14 protein-coding genes and 1 pseudogene are annotated in these 17,169 nt (G+C 41.5%); 7 read left to right on the top strand and 8 right to left on the bottom strand.

The features are described from left to right. The first annotated feature begins 134 nt into the window (after positions 1-134). The 3 genes from IQ230_RS24345 to IQ230_RS24335 all read left to right on the top strand — a co-directional run bounded on the left by IQ230_RS24345 (position 135) and on the right by IQ230_RS24335 (position 3,518). A complete protein-coding gene (locus IQ230_RS24345; protein WP_193934798.1) occupies positions 135-536 on the top strand; it encodes a CerR family C-terminal domain-containing protein in 402 nt (133 codons plus the stop codon). A gap of 793 nt (positions 537-1,329) precedes the next feature. Beyond that, entirely contained in the window at positions 1,330-1,950 is a 621-nt protein-coding gene (locus tag IQ230_RS24340; RefSeq protein WP_228055300.1) for a DUF3038 domain-containing protein, read from the top strand. Between the two features lie 122 nt (positions 1,951-2,072). After that, positions 2,073-3,518 carry a DUF4335 domain-containing protein gene (locus tag IQ230_RS24335; RefSeq protein ID WP_228055299.1) on the top strand — a complete coding sequence of 482 codons (1,446 nt, stop codon included), beginning with the start codon at positions 2,073-2,075 and terminating at the stop codon, positions 3,516-3,518. On the opposite strand, the gene IQ230_RS27555 is transcribed toward IQ230_RS24335, so the two are convergent. The 3 genes from IQ230_RS27555 to IQ230_RS24325 are packed head-to-tail and all read right to left on the bottom strand — an operon-like array spanning position 3,512 to position 4,194. Continuing rightward, a complete protein-coding gene (locus IQ230_RS27555; protein ID WP_265576252.1) occupies positions 3,512-3,643 on the bottom strand; it encodes a hypothetical protein in 132 nt (43 codons plus the stop codon). The two genes, IQ230_RS24335 and IQ230_RS27555, sit on opposite strands and share 7 nt — an antisense overlap. After that, entirely contained in the window at positions 3,624-3,908 is a 285-nt protein-coding gene (locus IQ230_RS24330; protein WP_193934796.1) for a hypothetical protein, read from the bottom strand. Before IQ230_RS24330 ends, IQ230_RS27555 begins: the two co-directional genes overlap by 20 nt. Then, entirely contained in the window at positions 3,898-4,194 is a 297-nt protein-coding gene (locus tag IQ230_RS24325) for a BrnT family toxin (protein WP_193934795.1), read from the bottom strand. The genes IQ230_RS24330 and IQ230_RS24325 overlap by 11 nt, the downstream gene beginning before the upstream one ends. 999 nt (positions 4,195-5,193) lie before the next feature. Between IQ230_RS24325 and IQ230_RS24320 the strand changes: the two genes are divergently transcribed. After that, entirely contained in the window at positions 5,194-6,018 is an 825-nt protein-coding gene (locus tag IQ230_RS24320) for an integron integrase (protein ID WP_228055298.1), read from the top strand. Beyond that, positions 5,984-6,118: a hypothetical protein gene (locus tag IQ230_RS27550; RefSeq protein ID WP_265576251.1), complete on the top strand. Its 135-nt coding sequence runs from the start codon at positions 5,984-5,986 to the stop codon at positions 6,116-6,118. The genes IQ230_RS24320 and IQ230_RS27550 overlap by 35 nt, the downstream gene beginning before the upstream one ends. Positions 6,119-6,256: 138 nt before the next feature. Here the strand turns inward: IQ230_RS27550 and IQ230_RS24315 are convergent, their stop codons facing one another. The 3 genes from IQ230_RS24315 to IQ230_RS24305 are packed head-to-tail and all read right to left on the bottom strand — an operon-like array spanning position 6,257 to position 7,363. Beyond that, positions 6,257-6,724, bottom strand: a complete 468-nt coding sequence (locus IQ230_RS24315; protein ID WP_193934794.1) for a ferredoxin — start codon at positions 6,722-6,724, stop codon at positions 6,257-6,259. After that, complete coding sequence (locus IQ230_RS24310) at positions 6,724-7,110, bottom strand: DUF1257 domain-containing protein (RefSeq protein WP_099699440.1); 387 nt, start codon at positions 7,108-7,110, stop codon at positions 6,724-6,726. Before IQ230_RS24310 ends, IQ230_RS24315 begins: the two co-directional genes overlap by 1 nt. Positions 7,111-7,153: 43 nt before the next feature. Further along, positions 7,154-7,363, bottom strand: coding sequence for a DUF2997 domain-containing protein (locus tag IQ230_RS24305; RefSeq protein ID WP_193934793.1), 210 nt, complete (start codon positions 7,361-7,363; stop codon positions 7,154-7,156). 351 nt (positions 7,364-7,714) lie between these two features. Between IQ230_RS24305 and bioA the strand changes: the two are divergent. Both bioA and bioB read left to right on the top strand, forming a co-directional pair. Then, positions 7,715-9,012 (top strand): annotated as a pseudogene (bioA, locus tag IQ230_RS24300) (adenosylmethionine--8-amino-7-oxononanoate transaminase). A gap of 105 nt (positions 9,013-9,117) precedes the next feature. Then, on the top strand, positions 9,118-10,152 hold the full coding sequence (bioB, locus tag IQ230_RS24295; protein WP_193934792.1) for a biotin synthase BioB: 1,035 nt from the start codon (positions 9,118-9,120) through the stop codon (positions 10,150-10,152). A gap of 21 nt (positions 10,153-10,173) precedes the next feature. Here the strand turns inward: bioB and IQ230_RS24290 are convergent, their stop codons facing one another. Both IQ230_RS24290 and IQ230_RS24285 read right to left on the bottom strand, forming a co-directional pair. Then, entirely contained in the window at positions 10,174-10,416 is a 243-nt protein-coding gene (locus IQ230_RS24290; RefSeq protein WP_193934791.1) for a hypothetical protein, read from the bottom strand. 675 nt (positions 10,417-11,091) lie between these two features. Next, positions 11,092-16,650, bottom strand: a complete 5,559-nt coding sequence (locus IQ230_RS24285; protein WP_193934790.1) for an AAA family ATPase — start codon at positions 16,648-16,650, stop codon at positions 11,092-11,094. Positions 16,651-17,169: the final 519 nt, after the last annotated feature.

Raw genomic sequence — 17,169 nt, 5'->3', positions numbered from 1 at the left:
AAATCGCACTCCAAACTATATTTCCACAATTGGTGCTGTTACTTCTTTTACTAGACATTGAACGCCTGAGAGATTTGGCATTTAGTCAAGGAATTGACATTCAAATTTCCAGGTGCAAGATATGAGTTGAGGTATTGCTTCAAGATACCCAGCTTTCGCATGAGGAAGCCCTCGATCTATTGCAAGAGCTATTGGATACACTTGCGATTACTGTTATTGCTTCTGACGGTAAAGATCATTACAACCGCTTCATTATGCGGGAATTTCTCGATCCTTCGTCTGCATTTGATATCCTCTACGAAAACTTTCTGCAGCGAATTCTACGCCCCTGCACCATTTTAATTGCTCAGCTAACCGACAAAACAGCCAACGATCCAGAATATGCAGTTCGGGCATTTGCACTCGTTGGGCAAATTCTTGTGTTTCGCACTGCTCGTGCAGCAGTCTCAAAGCGACTTGATTGGCAAGATTTTACTCAGGAACGTGTTGATCTAGTCCGTTCAGTTATTCGACAACATATTGAAAGTTACTTCTGAGATTTAAGTATTAGCTTTAACCTCAGTTCAGGTTAAGGAGCAGGGAGGAAAAAGTCATCTAAACGCACAGAGGGTTCCTGAGGCTGATGGCAACAAGCAATCAAGCCATACAACTAAATTTGACCAGAAAATTGAATGACTACGATGGCGAGAATGCTCAACTGGAGAAATATTTTTCGACTGGTTAATATATAGTTTTGATAATGGCACGTTTGCGCGAAAGTAGCAGTAGAAGCGCTCTGCTTAAGGCGTGTCCCAACGAGCAAGCTGAATCTTGACTGGCGACACTGATACGCTTTAATACCCGTCGTTTATTTGACTTCCTAATAACACTGCTCAATGTGCACCATCAACTTCTGAGCCGCATCTCAACGGCAATTGCTGGGTGAAGATCAAGCATTGTGTAGCATCTGCTCAAGATGGTCAAGCTTGTTATTGCCATCACTGTTCGGATTGTACTATTGGTAGTCCATGACCCAAAAATCTCCAGTGCTGGTGTTGAGGTTTAAGCAATTAATTAACCCCATGCTACGAATCATGCAGTGTTCGTTGCCACTCTATTGCCGCCTGACCAGTTCCAACAACTTAGTGCTTCTGCGCAAGCCTGATTTTGTCACTCTGTTTCCTCTGCTCACGCCAGTTGTCTCAACGGAGGACACCTCCGCACGACACTGGCTCCCCTGCTTTTTTCGTAGTGGGTAATTTTACTTTTGAACCAAACAGGATAAGCTGGTAGCTAATTAGAAACCAACGTCAATTTAGACAAGTCTGGTTTCAAAATGGGTAACAACAAATGCCCATTCTAGTATTACCTCCTATGCTTAAGGTTATGCACTCTAGCGCACAGTTGCCAACTCCAACTTCAAGATGGGAAGAGCTTACTAAAATCCAGCCCAACCCAGCCCAATTAGACAACATCAAAGCTCAACTGGACTTGGTATTATTGGCGCTGGAAGCTTTGGCAGGGATTGGTTCAGAAGCAATGCTCCAAGCTGCAGCCCAACTTAATTTAGAGTCCAAAATCCCAGACCGCGTGGCATTATGGCGACTGCGCCAATCAAATCCGCTACGCAAAGGTGAAGGAGGACGGAAAAAGCTCGACGTTGAAGAAGCGCGATCGCTTGTGTTGATCAGCTGCTACCTTGCAAAACAACACCAAGAAGTTATTCGCCGTGCTGTTGCTTTGCTCGAACAAGTCACACAAAACAATGAAGCTCCTTACAAAGCCGCTCTTTTAGGAGATTACATTGATGCTTTCAGTAATACCTACCAGGAACGCATGGAGGAAGATGAAAACGTCTCCACCGATGTTCTGACTCAGTTAGCTCTTAAACTCTTAATTGATTTGTTATTCTATAGTTCTCCTGGCGGTCATCGCCGCCTCTGGTTAGCACTTCTAGACCGCTCAAAATAATAGCTGAGGGGCGAGTTTCTTCTCGGAGAGTGGAGCGAGTGATTAGTCAATAGAGTATCACCTTAGTTGTCTCCCCCTGACCTCTGACCCCTGACCCCTGACCTCTGCTCAAATTCTCACCTATGTCTTTGTCAAATTCCCAGGTTCTCCGTAGGTATACTCCGCCCACTTGTACATTAGAAATTGTGGCTCCTCGCTCGCCATTATCACGCTGGGCTGGGCGTACAGTAGCCACACAGTTACAATTCCACCTGCATCTTGACGATCCACGGCTACCAGAACAACGCATTCATCTTACCGGCGATCGCGAACAACTTGAAGCTTTACAGCAGGCTGTGACAACTTATGTGCAAGATCTACTTAATCAATCTCCAGCACAATTTACGGCACAGCTAACTCCAACAACTACTGCAACAGACTCTACGACTGTTGCTGATTCTCAAATAGTGATTTCACCAGCAAATTCTCTTGATTCATCGCCTTCTGGCTTACAACAAATTTTTCTCAAACCCAGCACAGGGTTGTCTCACACATTGAGTTTAGGTTCTCTAGCAACTCCTGTAACAGGATCTATAGTGCAGTTGAGCGTACTGCAGTTATTTGATTTAGCAACTGCTTTAGATGAATACGAAGCTGATATCGTTGCTTTACCAAGTCTCAACCGCCGTTCTAGAGTGAGTACCACTCCCCCTGCATGGGCTACAATTGCCGCAGGATTAACACTTGCTGTCGGTCTATTTGCTGTACTACAGCAGCTAAATCGTCCTGCTCAACAGCAAATAACCAGTAATCAAATCCCTGAAGATCCGCAGCAAGTAGCGGTTCAACCTTCACCGCTACCACCCTTATCATCAATAGATACATTGCCACCTCCCCCGCCTGTAAGTTCTCCTGTACCAGTGCCTGCTACTCCACTACCTGCGATTCCCGTACCGAACGCTGTCCCACCCACTCCTACTGTTCCTGGAGCAACAGCACCACAACCAGGTTCGCAGCAGCAAACAGCGTCACCGCCAACAGAGTCCTCAAATGCTCCCGCGATCGCAGTACCGAGTCCTTTGGCGCAACTCAACACTCCTAATCCTCGTTCTCAAGCAACCATTCAAGCTCAACCTACAGCCCCAGCACAGTCAGCTAGCCCAACACCAGCACCGCCACAACAACAAGCTGCGAATAATACTACTACTGCCGCAGTGCGATCGCCTAGTGCTCCTCCAGCACCCAGTGAACCTGCGCCACTAGACAACATTAGCCAAGTAGGAGAGGCTAGACAATTCTTTCAGCGCCGCTGGGAACCGACAGCCGCTGTTAGACAAACCTTAGAATATAGTTTGGTCTTAGACGTTGATGGAACAATTCAACGCATTGAACCTTTAAACCAAGCTGCGAGAGACCAAATTGATCGCACTGGAATGCCTTTGATTGGCGAACCTTTTGTGTCTCCTATCAGCGATGGTAAAGTTGCTAGGATTCGAGTTGTTTTGACGCCTGACGGCAAAGTTCAAACCTTTTTGGAAGATCGTGAAGCGCCGCAAGTCACGCGAGATCCTCGTGAAAACGCTCAGTAACGGTGAAGCTCAACGGCGGTAGACAACTTTTGCATCATCACCAAGATCTTCATTCCGTCCGTTGCAGCGTGGTGTTGGGCTGCTGGCTGCAACCGAAGACTTGGGCTAACGTTGAGCGACTTCACCCAGCGCCTCCTGAATCACGTCATCACTCACACCATGACGCTTTAAACTAGCAATCAATGCAAACACCGTATCCCCCTCTAACCGTTCTAAGTCAGTGCGAAGCCCTTGCCCAATGTAAGCACGCACCAGAGGTTGATACCCTGAAAAACCAAGCAATGGTGCAACCCGCTTCAAATCCTCAATCACATCTTCGGGCATGCGAATCGTGATCGTGGTCATGGGACGGTTCTTGTCCAGTCGCTTTTTTAATGCTTCAACCTTCATAGTCTTCTCGTTCCTTGCGTGTCGCTTTACGAGCCGAAATGATCCGAATAATGTCGTTTTCACGCTCAATGTAAACGACGTACAAGAGATTCCAGCGCCGATCTAAACCAATGACAGCATCTCGCGCCTCATCATTGAGACTAGCATCAACCACTACAAGTAGTGGATCGAAGAAGGCTTCAGTGGCTTGCTGAAACGTGACACCATCATGGTTTATCGGGTTAATCCTGGCTTTCTCGTCATTCCAAACGAAGGTAACGCCGTTGAGCACGAAATACACATCCATATCTCACACTGTAGGCAATGTGTATTTACATTGTCAATACGTTTTGGCACTGAAGGAAGATTCATTCGATACCTTTTAGCACTCAACCGAAGCGATTTCGGAACTGTCCTACAGACAACGATAAGCAGTCGGGTAAAGGAGCGAGTTTTAGATATATCCCGCTCCCTCCCCTCAGAACCGTGCATACAAGTTTCCAAGTACACGGCTCAAGCAATGTCTTGAGATTCAGTGTCTCCGATGCTTAACAACCCTTGCAGATTGTCCTGACGGTTACGTTTGCAAACCGAAGCTTGCACCTAACTTTTCCCGCCAGTTAAGTTTCATCTCACTTGCACTCAATCCATCACCTGTCCCACGTCTGCACCCTTTCAGGTTAGGCATTCGCCCTATCTGCCCCGTTATGATTTTCGGTTACCTTTCGGTTGGCAGCCTTCGCTTCTTGAGACATCCTGTGTCCGCTAGAGGGTTCAGCTTTGGTTGCCCATCGCTTACCTGACAATGACGGCATTCCCAGGACTCTATCGGAGTTTTCTCGTTCCGCACAGGGTGGAGATGCGATTGCCTTAGGACTCCTCTCTATTCCGGGGGCGAGGTGTTCGCAGTCGATACTTAGACGCTACCGACCCTCAGTTGCCCCAATATGCTCGTATCAGCCATTTTCAAGCACTTAAATTAACGAAGCCTCATCAAGGATTCATTTGCATTATCCGTAGCAATCTTGCCCTAGCCCTTGTACAAAGTTTGGCTATTTGTACAATTAGGCAATTGACCTCATCTGCTGATACTGCCCTCCCATTGCTGGTTGAACATTCCGAGGCGGACATCTGCCTGAACACTGGCAGGGAGAACGTTTTGGTGTCCTCCAACTCCCCCGAACGACTTCGAGTCGCGCGCCCAACTATATATTTGGACTGAAAGTTTCTGCCTAAAATCCCAGTTTGAGGCGCTTTGCCCGAATCTTTCTGCCTAAGTCCGCACCAGGCAACTTAGCCCAAAGACATGGGAAGTGCAGAAATTGAAGCATTTTTAACACATCTTGCCGTACAAGAGCAGGTCGCAGCTTCAACTCAGAACCAAGCCTTGAGTGCGATTTTATTTCTGTACCGCGAAGTGTTGCGGCAAGAACTCGATGCGTCGATCGATGCTGTTCGAGCCAAGCAACCGCGCTACTTGCCTACCGTCCTGACAAAAGATGAAGTTAGAGGCGTGATTGGCAATCTCAGTGGTGTGTATCAACTGGTGGTGCAAGTTCTTTATGGTAGCGGTGTGCGACTGAATGAAGGACTAAACATTCGGATCAAAGACCTCGATTTTGCTCAACAGCAGATCATCGTTCGCACACCGAAAGGGATCGAGAGTCGAGTCACGATGCTGCCTACCAGTCTAAATGACCTGCTAAATGAGCCTCTGCAACGAGTCCGCCGATTGCATCAGCAAGATTTAGCGCAGGGCTATGGAGCCGTGCATTTACCATATGCACTGGCTCGGAAGTATCCGAATGCAGAACGATCGTGGGTGTGGCAATTTGTGTTTCCATCCAACCGTCGTTGCCATGACCCTCGAACCGAGCAAATCAATCGCTACCACCTGCATGAAAGCGGAGTGCAAAAAGCCCTCAAGCAAGCAGTGTTTGCAGCAAGAATTCAAAAGCGAGTCGGGTGTCACACTTTTCGTCATAGTTTTGCCACGCATTTGCTGGAGGCGGGGTACGACATTCGCACGGTGCAAGAACTGTTAGGACACAAGGATGTGAAGACAACGATGATTTACACGCATGTGCTGAATCGGGGTGGAAAAGGGGTGCGAAGTCCACTCGATTCGTAGCGCGATCGCCTTCATCATCAATCGTGAATTACAAACAGAGGTGAAATTCACTGCTCATAATCCCATATTAGCAGCCGCAATTGCTCAAGCGCGACACTGATTTTCCTACCATATGATGATTTAGTTTAAAACTTTAGCACCGCGATCGCACGTTCGACTGTCAATCATTACCTACCCTCTATAAAGCCAAAAAAGGCTGTCGTAACAGCCTTTTGTAAGGATAAAACTCTTCTTCCAATTAATAGCGAGCCTTCTTCTGTGCCTGGCGTTTTTTGCGTCGTCGATGAGCAGCAACAACAGCTTCTTCTACTGGATAACCTGCAATAGGAATCACCTGGTATTGCCGTTCTTCCTCAAGTTTTTTGAGTTCTGTGTAATCAACCCAATGAATACAATCGACTGGACAAGTATCAATTGCTTCCTGGATTAACTCTTCGGAATCTCCATCTTGACAGACTACACGCGAACGACCATAATCTGGTTCGATATAGAAAGTATTGCGGGCAACGTGGGCACAATGCTTGCAACCAATACAAGTGACTTCATCAACGTAGACACCTTTCTGTCGCACTACACCGCCTAACTCAGGTTCTAAACCAGAACGTTCGGGTGCATCGCGAAAGATCCCACCTAACTCAGGTTCAAGCTGCGATCGCATTGCTCCAGATTGTGCTGTCTGCTCGATCGGCGGCATAAAATCAGACATTACGCACTCCAGCGCTGTACTAATAGTCGAATTGATCCGTCTTTATTTTGTTGCTGTTCTGCTACTTGGAATCCTAAGCGCGAGGTTTCACTTAACACTGTGTGGTAAGCATAACGCTGGGTGATTTTCTTCAGGAAACCTTCAACTGACAAATCTTGCTGCCAATACTGCAAATCAGCAACGAGTTCGTATTCTTTACCGTTCCAACTAAAGCCGACATCGTAACCATTTTCCTGCTCGATGGTGATTTCGGCATTACGAGTTTGACCGCGATATCCTCTTACTGCTCTAGAACCAGATTTCCAACTGATGCCTAAATCAGTGAGAGCAGCTTGTAAAGATGAAAGATTACGGATTTGTGTTTTGATTTGGCTAAAGTGTGACATTGTATTAGTTGTGAATTGAATCAAGCTGGACTAGTTAGTAAAATTACCACTCGCTAAAACTAGCTTGTGTCGTTGCAACTGTAAACTGGTGTTGTACTGCATTATAAAATTCTGAGCTTGGCTGGTGACTGACGACTTGCCCCAGTTCTGCTTCGATTGCCGCTGTAACTTCGGTACAAGTTGCTCCTACTATACCGGAGACTGTTTCCTGGACGCGACCATCAGGATAAATCACAAACTCTAGCGTTTCCATACTTCTAGCTAATCACCATAGCTTTATTTATAATTTTGCAGCTACACTGTATCGGCTGCTTGTTGCTATTTGTAAGCGTTTATGCCTACTACGTACTCTCCTCACTATCACTATTGCTAAATAATGTTTCATCTATCGAATTATAGAGAATAAAAAATTAACAAAATTTAGCAGTAGATGAAGCATTACATCAATTATTGTCAGTTTCGCTTAACTAACCTCAGCAGTCAAGTCAGAATTGAGTGGCTAGGGAAGAGTGATTAGTGGCTAGAAAGACTTAATTATGTTTTATTTGCTTGTTTTTCGGGATTATTCATAGCTTTTTTTTTACTCAAGAACTTGATTTTTTTTATGAGCAGCATCGAAGAAATTTATGATTCTCCGATTTGGCAACCATTTACCCAAATGAAAACCGCGCCAATGCCTTTAAAAGTAGTCAAGGGGAAAGGAGTGATGCTCGAATTGGAAGACAAACGCCAAATTGTGGATTGTATTTCTAGTTGGTGGGTAACAATTCATGGACATCCTGTACTTGCTGAAGCACTTTACAAACAAGCCCAAGCATTGGAACACGTCATTTTTACAGGTTTTACTCACGAACCAGCCGAACAGTTAGCCAGGAAATTGCTGAAGCATCTACCAAAATCGCTCACAAGAGTATTTTTTTCAGATAACGGTTCAACAGCGATGGAAGTACGCTGAAAATGACTTGCCAATATTGGTTCAACCAAGGAGAGACTGAACGCACTACGTTTATTAGCTTTGAAGGTGGGTATCACGGCGATACTGTAGGAGCAATGTCGATCACAGGTAGTTCTCCGTGGGAGCAGCCTTTTCGACGCTTGATGTTCTCGACAGAGCTTGTGCTTTTTCCTGTTACGTTTGATGATGATGGCGATGTAGAAATCCGTGAAGCACATACTCTAGATATACTGACGCGGCTTCTCCAGCAAAATCCCACGCGCTACGCAGGTATTTTTATCGAGCCACTTGTACAAGGTGCAGGGGGAATGCGAGTATGTCGCCCGCAATTTTTACAAGCATTGGGAAACCTAGCACAGTCTTTTGGCGTACTTGTAATTTATGATTAGGTAATAACGGGCTTTGGACGTACTGGAGAATTGTTTGCTTGCTTAAAAGCAGAAACCGCACCGGATATTATTTGTTTATCAAAAGGTCTATCTGGCGGCTGCTTACCTTTAGCTGTAACCGTTGCTTCAGAAGATGTTTATCGTGCCTTTTACAGTGATGATATCGGTAAAACCTTTTTCCACGGTCATTCCTACACAGGAAATCCTTTAGCGTGTGCTACAGGCGTTGCGTCTTTAGAACTACTCGAAACAAATCCTAATTTTCGCAATCTAGAACAGCAGCATCGCCACTATCTAGAAAAATGGTTGAAAGAGCATCCTAAAATAGAGAAAATACGTACTTGCGGAATGATCGCCGCGATGGATATTGTTACAGATAGTCAAAGTGGATATTTTAATGCGATCGCACCAATTTTCAAACAAAGGTTTCTAGCGGAAGGATTTCTCTTACGTCCTCTGGGTAATACGCTTTACTTAATGCCACCTTATTGCGTTACCTCAAATCAACTCGAATCAATTTATCAAGCAATCCGCCGCGTGCTTGATACTATCATATAGCAATGGTCAATCAGAATTATTGCTCCAGTGACGGGTAAGGTAGTGCCTTACCCCTGATTTAACCCTAATTTCTGACCTCTGACCTCCGACCTCTGACCTCTTCTTATGTTGAAATCTTCTGCTCTTAACTGGAACGAACTTGCCAATTGTGCTTTGGCTGGAGAAATACTAACGCGTGAAGCAGCCCGTGCGGTACTAAATGCTCCTGACAGTGTACTGCTTGAGCAACTTGCTGCTGCCTATCGCGTGCGCTATCATTACTGGGAAAATCGCGTCCGGTTGCATTTTCTCCTTAACGCTCAAAGTGGGCTTTGTCCAGAAGATTGTCACTATTGTTCGCAATCGAAGATTTCTACTGCTGAAATTGAGAAATATCCCCTCTTAGCTAAAGAAAAAATTCTAGACGCTGCTGCACAGGCAAAGAAATTGCAAGCTGGAACTTTTTGTATGGTTATTTCGGGGCGTTCTCCCAGTGAGCGAGTGTTTACGCAGGTTCTGGACGCTGTACAAGCGGTTAAAGCAAACTATGATTTAAAAATTTGTGCGTGTCTTGGGTTGTTGAGTCAAGAGCAAACGCAGCGTTTGGCAGAAGTCGGGGTAGATCGCGTCAATCATAATTTGAATACTTCGGATGATTATCACTCGCAAATTTGCACAACACATACGTTTAATGACCGAACTGCTACGATAGAAAATGTCAAAGCCGCAGGAATCACAACCTGTTCTGGTGGAATTATTGGCATGGGCGAGTCGGATGATGATGTCATCGACTTAGCATTCTCGCTGCGGAAATTGAATGTCACTAGTGTTCCGGTGAATTTTTTGATTCCAATTCCAGGAACGCCGTTTGAGAAGATCAAAGACTTGAACCCGCGCTATTGTCTGCGAGTGTTATGCTTATTTCGCTTTGTGCTTCCTACACAGGAAATTAGAATCGCTGGCGGTAGAGAAGTTCATTTGCGATCGCTGCAACCTTTAGGACTTTATCCAGCAAACTCAATCTTTATTGGTGATTATTTGACAACTCCTGGACAAGCAACACACAGCGATTTAAAAATGATTCGCGATGCTGGGTTTGCAATTGAATCTCCTGACGGTTCTCCGATGGAAGTTGACTCACTCACTACAGTAATTTCATAGAAATAGCATGAGTTGTGCCTATTATGCAGACCAATCGCTTTTTAGCTGCTCTAAGCGGTTTTCTAATTGATCTGTTAACTGCTCGACTAGACTAACATGGCTGAGGGAAGGACAAGCAATTTGAGTAATACGCAGTAACTGAGTTGCCCACAAGGAGCGTTGAGATACCATTTGACATAACGCCAGCCACGGTTCCTGTTGCCAGCAATTTTTCCAATATGCGATCGCACTGCGGCGACGCGGAAAGCGAGGATAGGCACTCACTAGAGGCGGAATATAGTAAGGATGTTACTTTAACGACGAGCACCAATCATGCCACTTGAACGTGAGAATGCGAGGACTCGTCAGCACTGGAATCCACGGCACGCGTAGGGCATCAGCAACAAGCCGTTTCTACCATTGAGCCTCGCTAATTTAATCGTTGTCACTGTCATGGTTGTTGTGCTCCTTGTTGCTACTGGGTGTTGACTTACAAGCGATGTTATTTCATCAGTCGATTCTTGGCTGACATCATCTAGATCTAGCGATCGCAGTTGCAAATTTTCCTGTAATACACTCAGTGTAGAAATGCTTTTACTAGATTTGTGGTAGAAAACCCTGGTTTTGAATTATGCCTCATCTCACACGATGCCTGAGAAGTATCAAGTTGCCTTGTCGAGAGCGATCGCTTTTCACATTTTGATGTGATAGCATCCTAGAGCTTCGTTAGGCTCTGCTCGACTAATGTCTTATCTCACTGCACATCTCTACAAACAATCGAGAAAAGCTACTTTCTTCTACTTTTTCAAGCTAAATTCTGCCTCGCAATTAAAGTGTCAATATAGGTAGGAAAAAGTAGGACAAATTGTGGTTAGTTAAAATCTAGCAAGTAAGTGTGAGGCTGAATCCACACCAACCTATTTTTGTAACACTATTTAAAACATACGAGCGTTGATTTATTCAACAATATTGAACTAGCATTCGCTCAACCCAACTGCAATCAAAAATTAATTTATAAATCTGATTAGAGACTTCGAGATATCCGTGCTGCTTAACTACCAAACCAGACAAAAGTAACTCTGTTTGTTCCGGAGTATCAACTGCAACACTCTTTCCTTGCTCTAAAATTTGCTGATACATGAGTAACAGAGCATGCTGTTTACTATGCCAAATGCGATTATGCTCCGTATGCCGACAAAGCCGATCGCGAATTGTTTTTAAATGCTCTGGTTCATCCTGCAGTTCCCAATTCTCAATCACTTGCTGGCGTACCAAGTTTTCTACCCATTCTGCTTCATGGTTGGTAGGAACGGGAGATGAAGAAGCGCAGATTAGCTTACAAAGCTTTTGTGTGAGAAAAGGCTGACCGTTAGTCCAAAATAAAACTTCTTTGAGTACAGCTTGGGGATTGCTAACTTTTCCTATCAAACCTTGTAGTAAAGGTTGGGCTTCATGTAACTGAAAACCTTTCAGTTGAATTGCCTGACCAATATTAAAGGGTGTACGGCTTTTGTCTTGAATAAATTGACCAGGAGTAGCAACTCCCAGCAAAACAAAGCTAAGTCTTCTAAACTTGACATGGTCAGCCCGTTTATTATAGCAATTACGTATAAGAAGGAAAAAATCATCAAGTTCAATTTTAAGACTTAAAATACTGTCAATCTCATCTACAAAAACTACAATATTCTGGGAAATTTGTTCTAGTAATACTTTTGTAATAAACTCTCCTAAACGTTGTACTGGAGACAAAAATTCATGCTCATGCCACCAAGTACGTATATTAAATTTATCTGTAAGATTAAAGCTATTCACTAATACATAAATAAAGCCTGCATACCACTGTTCCAAAGTAATCTGCCGATGCCCAATTTCTGAAATATCAACAGTAGCACAGGCAAAACCTTCGGTTTGAAGTTGTTGCATGATTTGCACCCGCAAACTAGACTTTCCCATCTGTCGTGAATTGAGGATATGACAAAACCTGCCAGATTTCAAAGCTTTATAGAGTTCGCGATCTGCTTGACGTACTATGTAAGTGGGCGTTCCTAGCGGCAAACTGCCTCCTACGTGGTACTCATAAGCTGAGTTTTGTTCTGCATTCCTCAGTAATGTATTTTCAATAGAAATAGCTGCTTGAGCCGATAGTAGTTTGAGAATTTCTAGTCTCTTGGGTGTAAAAGCTCCTATTGCCAGGTTATTTTCTAGAAAAACGATGCCTACAAGTCTTCCTTGGTTAATAATTGGCGTACATAGTATAGACTTTGATTGGTTTTTTATAATGTATGGATCGTTAGTAAATCTACCTTCAAAAAGTGCATTGTTTAAAACAACAGTTTCTCTTGTCCTATTTACATAATTAATAATAGCTACTGATATATCTGGATTCGTCTCTATAGAAGTAGATTGCATGACAGATACATTATTTTGCTCGACTGAGCTGGAAGCTTCTATAAAGAGTTGCTCATTCTTTGCTAATATGAGAAAGCCAGTTTTTGCTCCGGCGTTTTCAATCAATATTCTTATTAATTGTTCTAGTAAGTTAGTTAAGTTAGTTTCAGTCGCTAGAGCTTGTGATGCTTTCGTTACGGTTGCTAAGTCTAACGCTTGTATCTTATCGGTAGTTAGAGAAATGATGCTACTAGATTCATCTCCTGTTTGATTCATAGTCCGATGAGAAAAGAATTCAGGATAGTTTGTTTCTAAATCTCTAACTTTAGCGATCGCTCCCCAGCGAAAGTAGTTATAGTATGCATCGATCATATACATACGAGCGATTTTCTTTCTTCCCAATGAAAGGTAAAACTCTGCTGCTCGTTCGCAGGCAATTGCCTCTACTTGAATGTATCCTTGTTCTTTAGCACTAGCTATAGCGCGATCGTAGTACTCCATTGCAGTCAAAGTTTCCTCTATAACGCGAGCTTTCTCCGCTACTATTAAATCGTACTTATGCTGATAATTCATTGGCGCATAGTGTGCCCAGTGTTCTATCTTTTCCTGATTGTCTACAACAATGCCTAGATATTTTTTTTGCTCTCTAACATTAACAAAAGAATAATGAGCTAGTAGTGCTAGAGAATAATAAAACTTATATTCAATGAAAACGATCATTGTCAAAGTATGCCCTATATATTTTTCTGCTTCTCTAGCATTTTCTATAGACTTCTGATATTTTTTAAATAGATATGCGAGTAGAATTTTGGCAAAATAAATAAAAAATATAGCAATAATGTTACTTGTTTTTTTAAAAAACGGAAGCATTTTCAATTCATTAAAACTCTTACCAATTAAAGAGTCTTTATGACTTGATTCTTCTATTAAATTTATTACAAGTTGTTTATCTATTTGCGCTAGATAAAGTTGGTGTTTTTGGTCATATTTAATAATCAAATCAATATATTCAGAGTGTTTCCGAACAACAGATTGTAATGTCTCACCAGCAAAAAATAAATGTTGGCAATAGTACATAGCTGCATGACAGGCAAATTCTACATCACCTACTTCTAGCCCATTTTGAACAGCCTGGCGCAATACTTCTAAAGTATTTTTAGTATGCTCTTTTCTATGAATGACATTGAGGCATAATGCTACAATCGCCTTACATTTAAAGGCTTTCGCCTGAAATTTATCTAATACTTGTAGCGCCAGTTGACCAAATTGATATGCAGTATCTATATTGAGCGATCGCGCACATAATATAACACTATACATGGCATAAACATATGCTGAGCAAGGAGAATTTCCATAGCGAATACAAAGTTCCAACATTGTATATATGATGGGCAGCGATAATAAAGTATCTCCAAAACTTGAAGGAGGTTGTATCGTTATTAAAATTTGCATTGCTGCAATTTTATAAACATCTTTCATCTCTGGTAGTTTAATTAAATCCTCAATAACAAGTGTTTGTTGAGGAGCTTGATGTAGAGAAATACTGAGGAGTGATAAAACCTTTAATCCAGTGTCTAAAGCTTTTTGAACTTCATTTTTAGCAATATTAATTTTGATTTTTAAGTTATAGAGAGGAATTTTATCAAGAATTGTTTTCCCTTGATTTAAAGCAATGTCACAAAGCTGCACTGCTTGCTGAAAGTTAGTAGTAATATATTCTATCTCTGCGGCTTCTTGATAAAGTGCGAGGGTCAAGTTGTATTGAGTTTTCCAAGTATTTGATTCCAATATTTTTAAACCAAAATTTAAGTAGGCGATCGCAGATTTATATGCCGTTGCTGCCTTAGCTTTCCGACCAGCTATCAAGTTTAATTCGGCTAATTTATTTCTATTAGACTGCTGGCAAATTAAATTAGCACCAATATTTAAATGATTAACAATATCAAATATTTTGTTTTCTTGTTCTTCTAAACTTGTATTCTCTAGCAGCAATTGACCTATCTTTAAATGGACTTCTTGTTTTTGATCGTCCGAAATAAGCGAGTATGCTGCTTGCTGTACCCTGTCATGCAAAAACTCATACGCGATCGCATCAGATGATACAATCGAATTGTCAGTACTTTTTTGGTCTAAAGTTAGAGGAATTTTATAAGAATCGCTCAGCGGTGTAACTAGACCAACTTGTAGGGCTTCCCAAAGCTCAAATGCTGTGGCTTGTTGAGATTTTTGATTTACAAAAGAGAGTGTTTCTAAATCAAATCGACTTCCAATACAGGCAGCTAACTTCAATATATGCTGCGTACTCTGATTGAGTTTCTTGAGTTTACCTACCATTAATTCAACGACATTATCAGTTATTTTCAAATTGTGAATCTGTTTAATATTCCATTCCCAACACTGTAATTGATCATTTAAGAATATTAAGTTTTCTTGATTCATCTCCTGAAGTAATTGGATCAAGAAAAAAGGATTACCATGAGTTTTTTCAAAAACTAATTTAGCTAGAGGAAGAGAATATTCTTTTTGACATTTTAATGTGTCAGCAAGCAGTTGATTAAGGAAAGTAATATTTAATTCCCTAACATCAATATAACTAACAATGGCATTGCCCTGAATATCTTCAATAATTTGGTTTAGAGGATGCATTGCATCCATCTCATTATTTCGATAAGCACCAATAAGTAATAAAGACTGAATATTAGAATTGTCTATTAATATCTGAATTAACTTTAAGGACTCCAAATCTGCCCACTGTAAATCATCTAAAAATAGAACAAGTGGATGCTCTTTTTGAGTAAAAACTTGGATAAAATTATTAAATATAAAGTAAAATCGATTTTGTATTTCTGTTAATCCTACTGATGAAACTATTGGCTGTGAGCCAATGATATATTCCAGTTCAGGAATGACATCAATAAGTATTCGACCATTGAAACCTACAGCATTCAAGATCTTCTGCTTCCACACATGTAGCTGTTGAGGAGTTTCTGTTAATAGTTGTCGTATCAACTCTTGAAAAGCATTAATAAATGCTGCATAAGGAACATTTCGCTGCAATTGGTCAAATTTACCAGAGATAAAGTACCCTCGTCGTTGTGTAATAGATTTATGAATTTCATTCACTAATGCTGATTTACCACAACCCGAACAACCAGTAACGAGGATTAACTCATGTGCGCCAGAACTTACTCGCTCAAACGCAGCTAAAAGTTGAGCAACTTCCGCCTCACGACCATAGAGTTTTTGTGGAATAAGAAGGTGACTCGATAAATCGTGCACACCTAGAGGAAAATTTGGAATGTTGCCAGTTTTCCAATACGCTAGACACTGTTCCAAATCAGCTTTCAGTCCAAATGCGCTTTGGTATCTGTCTTCTGCCGTCTTAGCAAGTAACTTCATCACAATAGATGAAATCATTGGAGGAATGTCTGGTACTAGTATGACTGGAGGTACTGCTTGTTTAGCAATATGGCAATGAACTAACTCCATCGCTTCTGTTGTTTGATATGGCAATTGACCAGTAAGAATTTCGTAAAAAGTAACACCTAATGAATAAAAATCAGTGCGATAGTCAATTAACCGATTCATTCGACCCGTCTGTTCTGGAGCCATATAAGCAAGCGTGCCCTCTAGTAAGCTAGGATCGCTAATAGTTGGTTTCTCTTTCGATAGAAGTGACGCACTACTAAAGTCGATTATCTTTACTTGCTCTTTGATACTATTAATAATGATATTTGCTGGCTTAATATCTTTGTGAATGATATTATTGTGATGTAAATCATTTAAAATTTCTGAAAGCTGAACTGCTATTTTTAGAAAAAAGTCTAAATTTCCATAGATTTTAGGAATAACATTTTTTAAACATTCAAACTTGTCATCTTCCATGATTAGAGCAAGCCTGTTCTCATAGTTTTCTATTCCTAAATATTTGACAACTCCGGTAATTTCTAAGTTTTTAATAATTTCATATTGATGCTTAAATTTAGCAAGATATGTTGGTGTAGGGTATTTATCTTTTGTTACTTTAATAACAACAGCTTTTTTATCATAATTTCTATTTCCTCGATAAACAATGCTTTTTGTGCCAGTGTAAATTAATTCTGAAATTGTGTATTCTGGAATAAGCAGCATATTTCTTAGTTTTACAGAATAATTGTTTGTTTAATTTTAGAAAATATATAATTGACATTCTTACTGCAGTTATTTTTTGAGTTTTAAGTATTCTATTTATTAGTAATTAGCCAAAAGTAAAGCTAACGGCTAATTACTTACTACTCATTTTTAAAAATGTATAACACTTTTATCTAATAGTAGTTTAGCTCCCTATCTTAAACAGAAAACATTTAAGTAATAGCATGAGCTTTATGCGAAGTGTGGATACACTTCATTCTCAAACATCTGTTGAAGCTCTTGTGGTTGCTGCTTAACTAAATCTTTGTAATCCTGACGTACAGAAATGTAGTAATTAGCTATGCGAAGTCCAATGCTTGGTAGCCATGCTGTATGCAACGTATAGCCAAATTTACAGCCTATTGCAGTTTTATGAGGCACAGTAGCAACAGTGAGTAAACCAGTTTTTCAAATGCACGGGATTAATTAAATCGAGTGCAGTGGCAATGAGAAGATCAACCCTGAATGCAGTAGTTGGGG

It is taken from the genome of Gloeocapsopsis crepidinum LEGE 06123, assembly GCF_015207655.1.
GTDB classification, from domain to species: domain Bacteria; phylum Cyanobacteriota; class Cyanobacteriia; order Cyanobacteriales; family Chroococcidiopsidaceae; genus Gloeocapsopsis; species Gloeocapsopsis crepidinum.
Note: the sequence above shows the minus strand (reverse complement) of the source record. Positions and strands in the feature narration are given on the sequence as shown.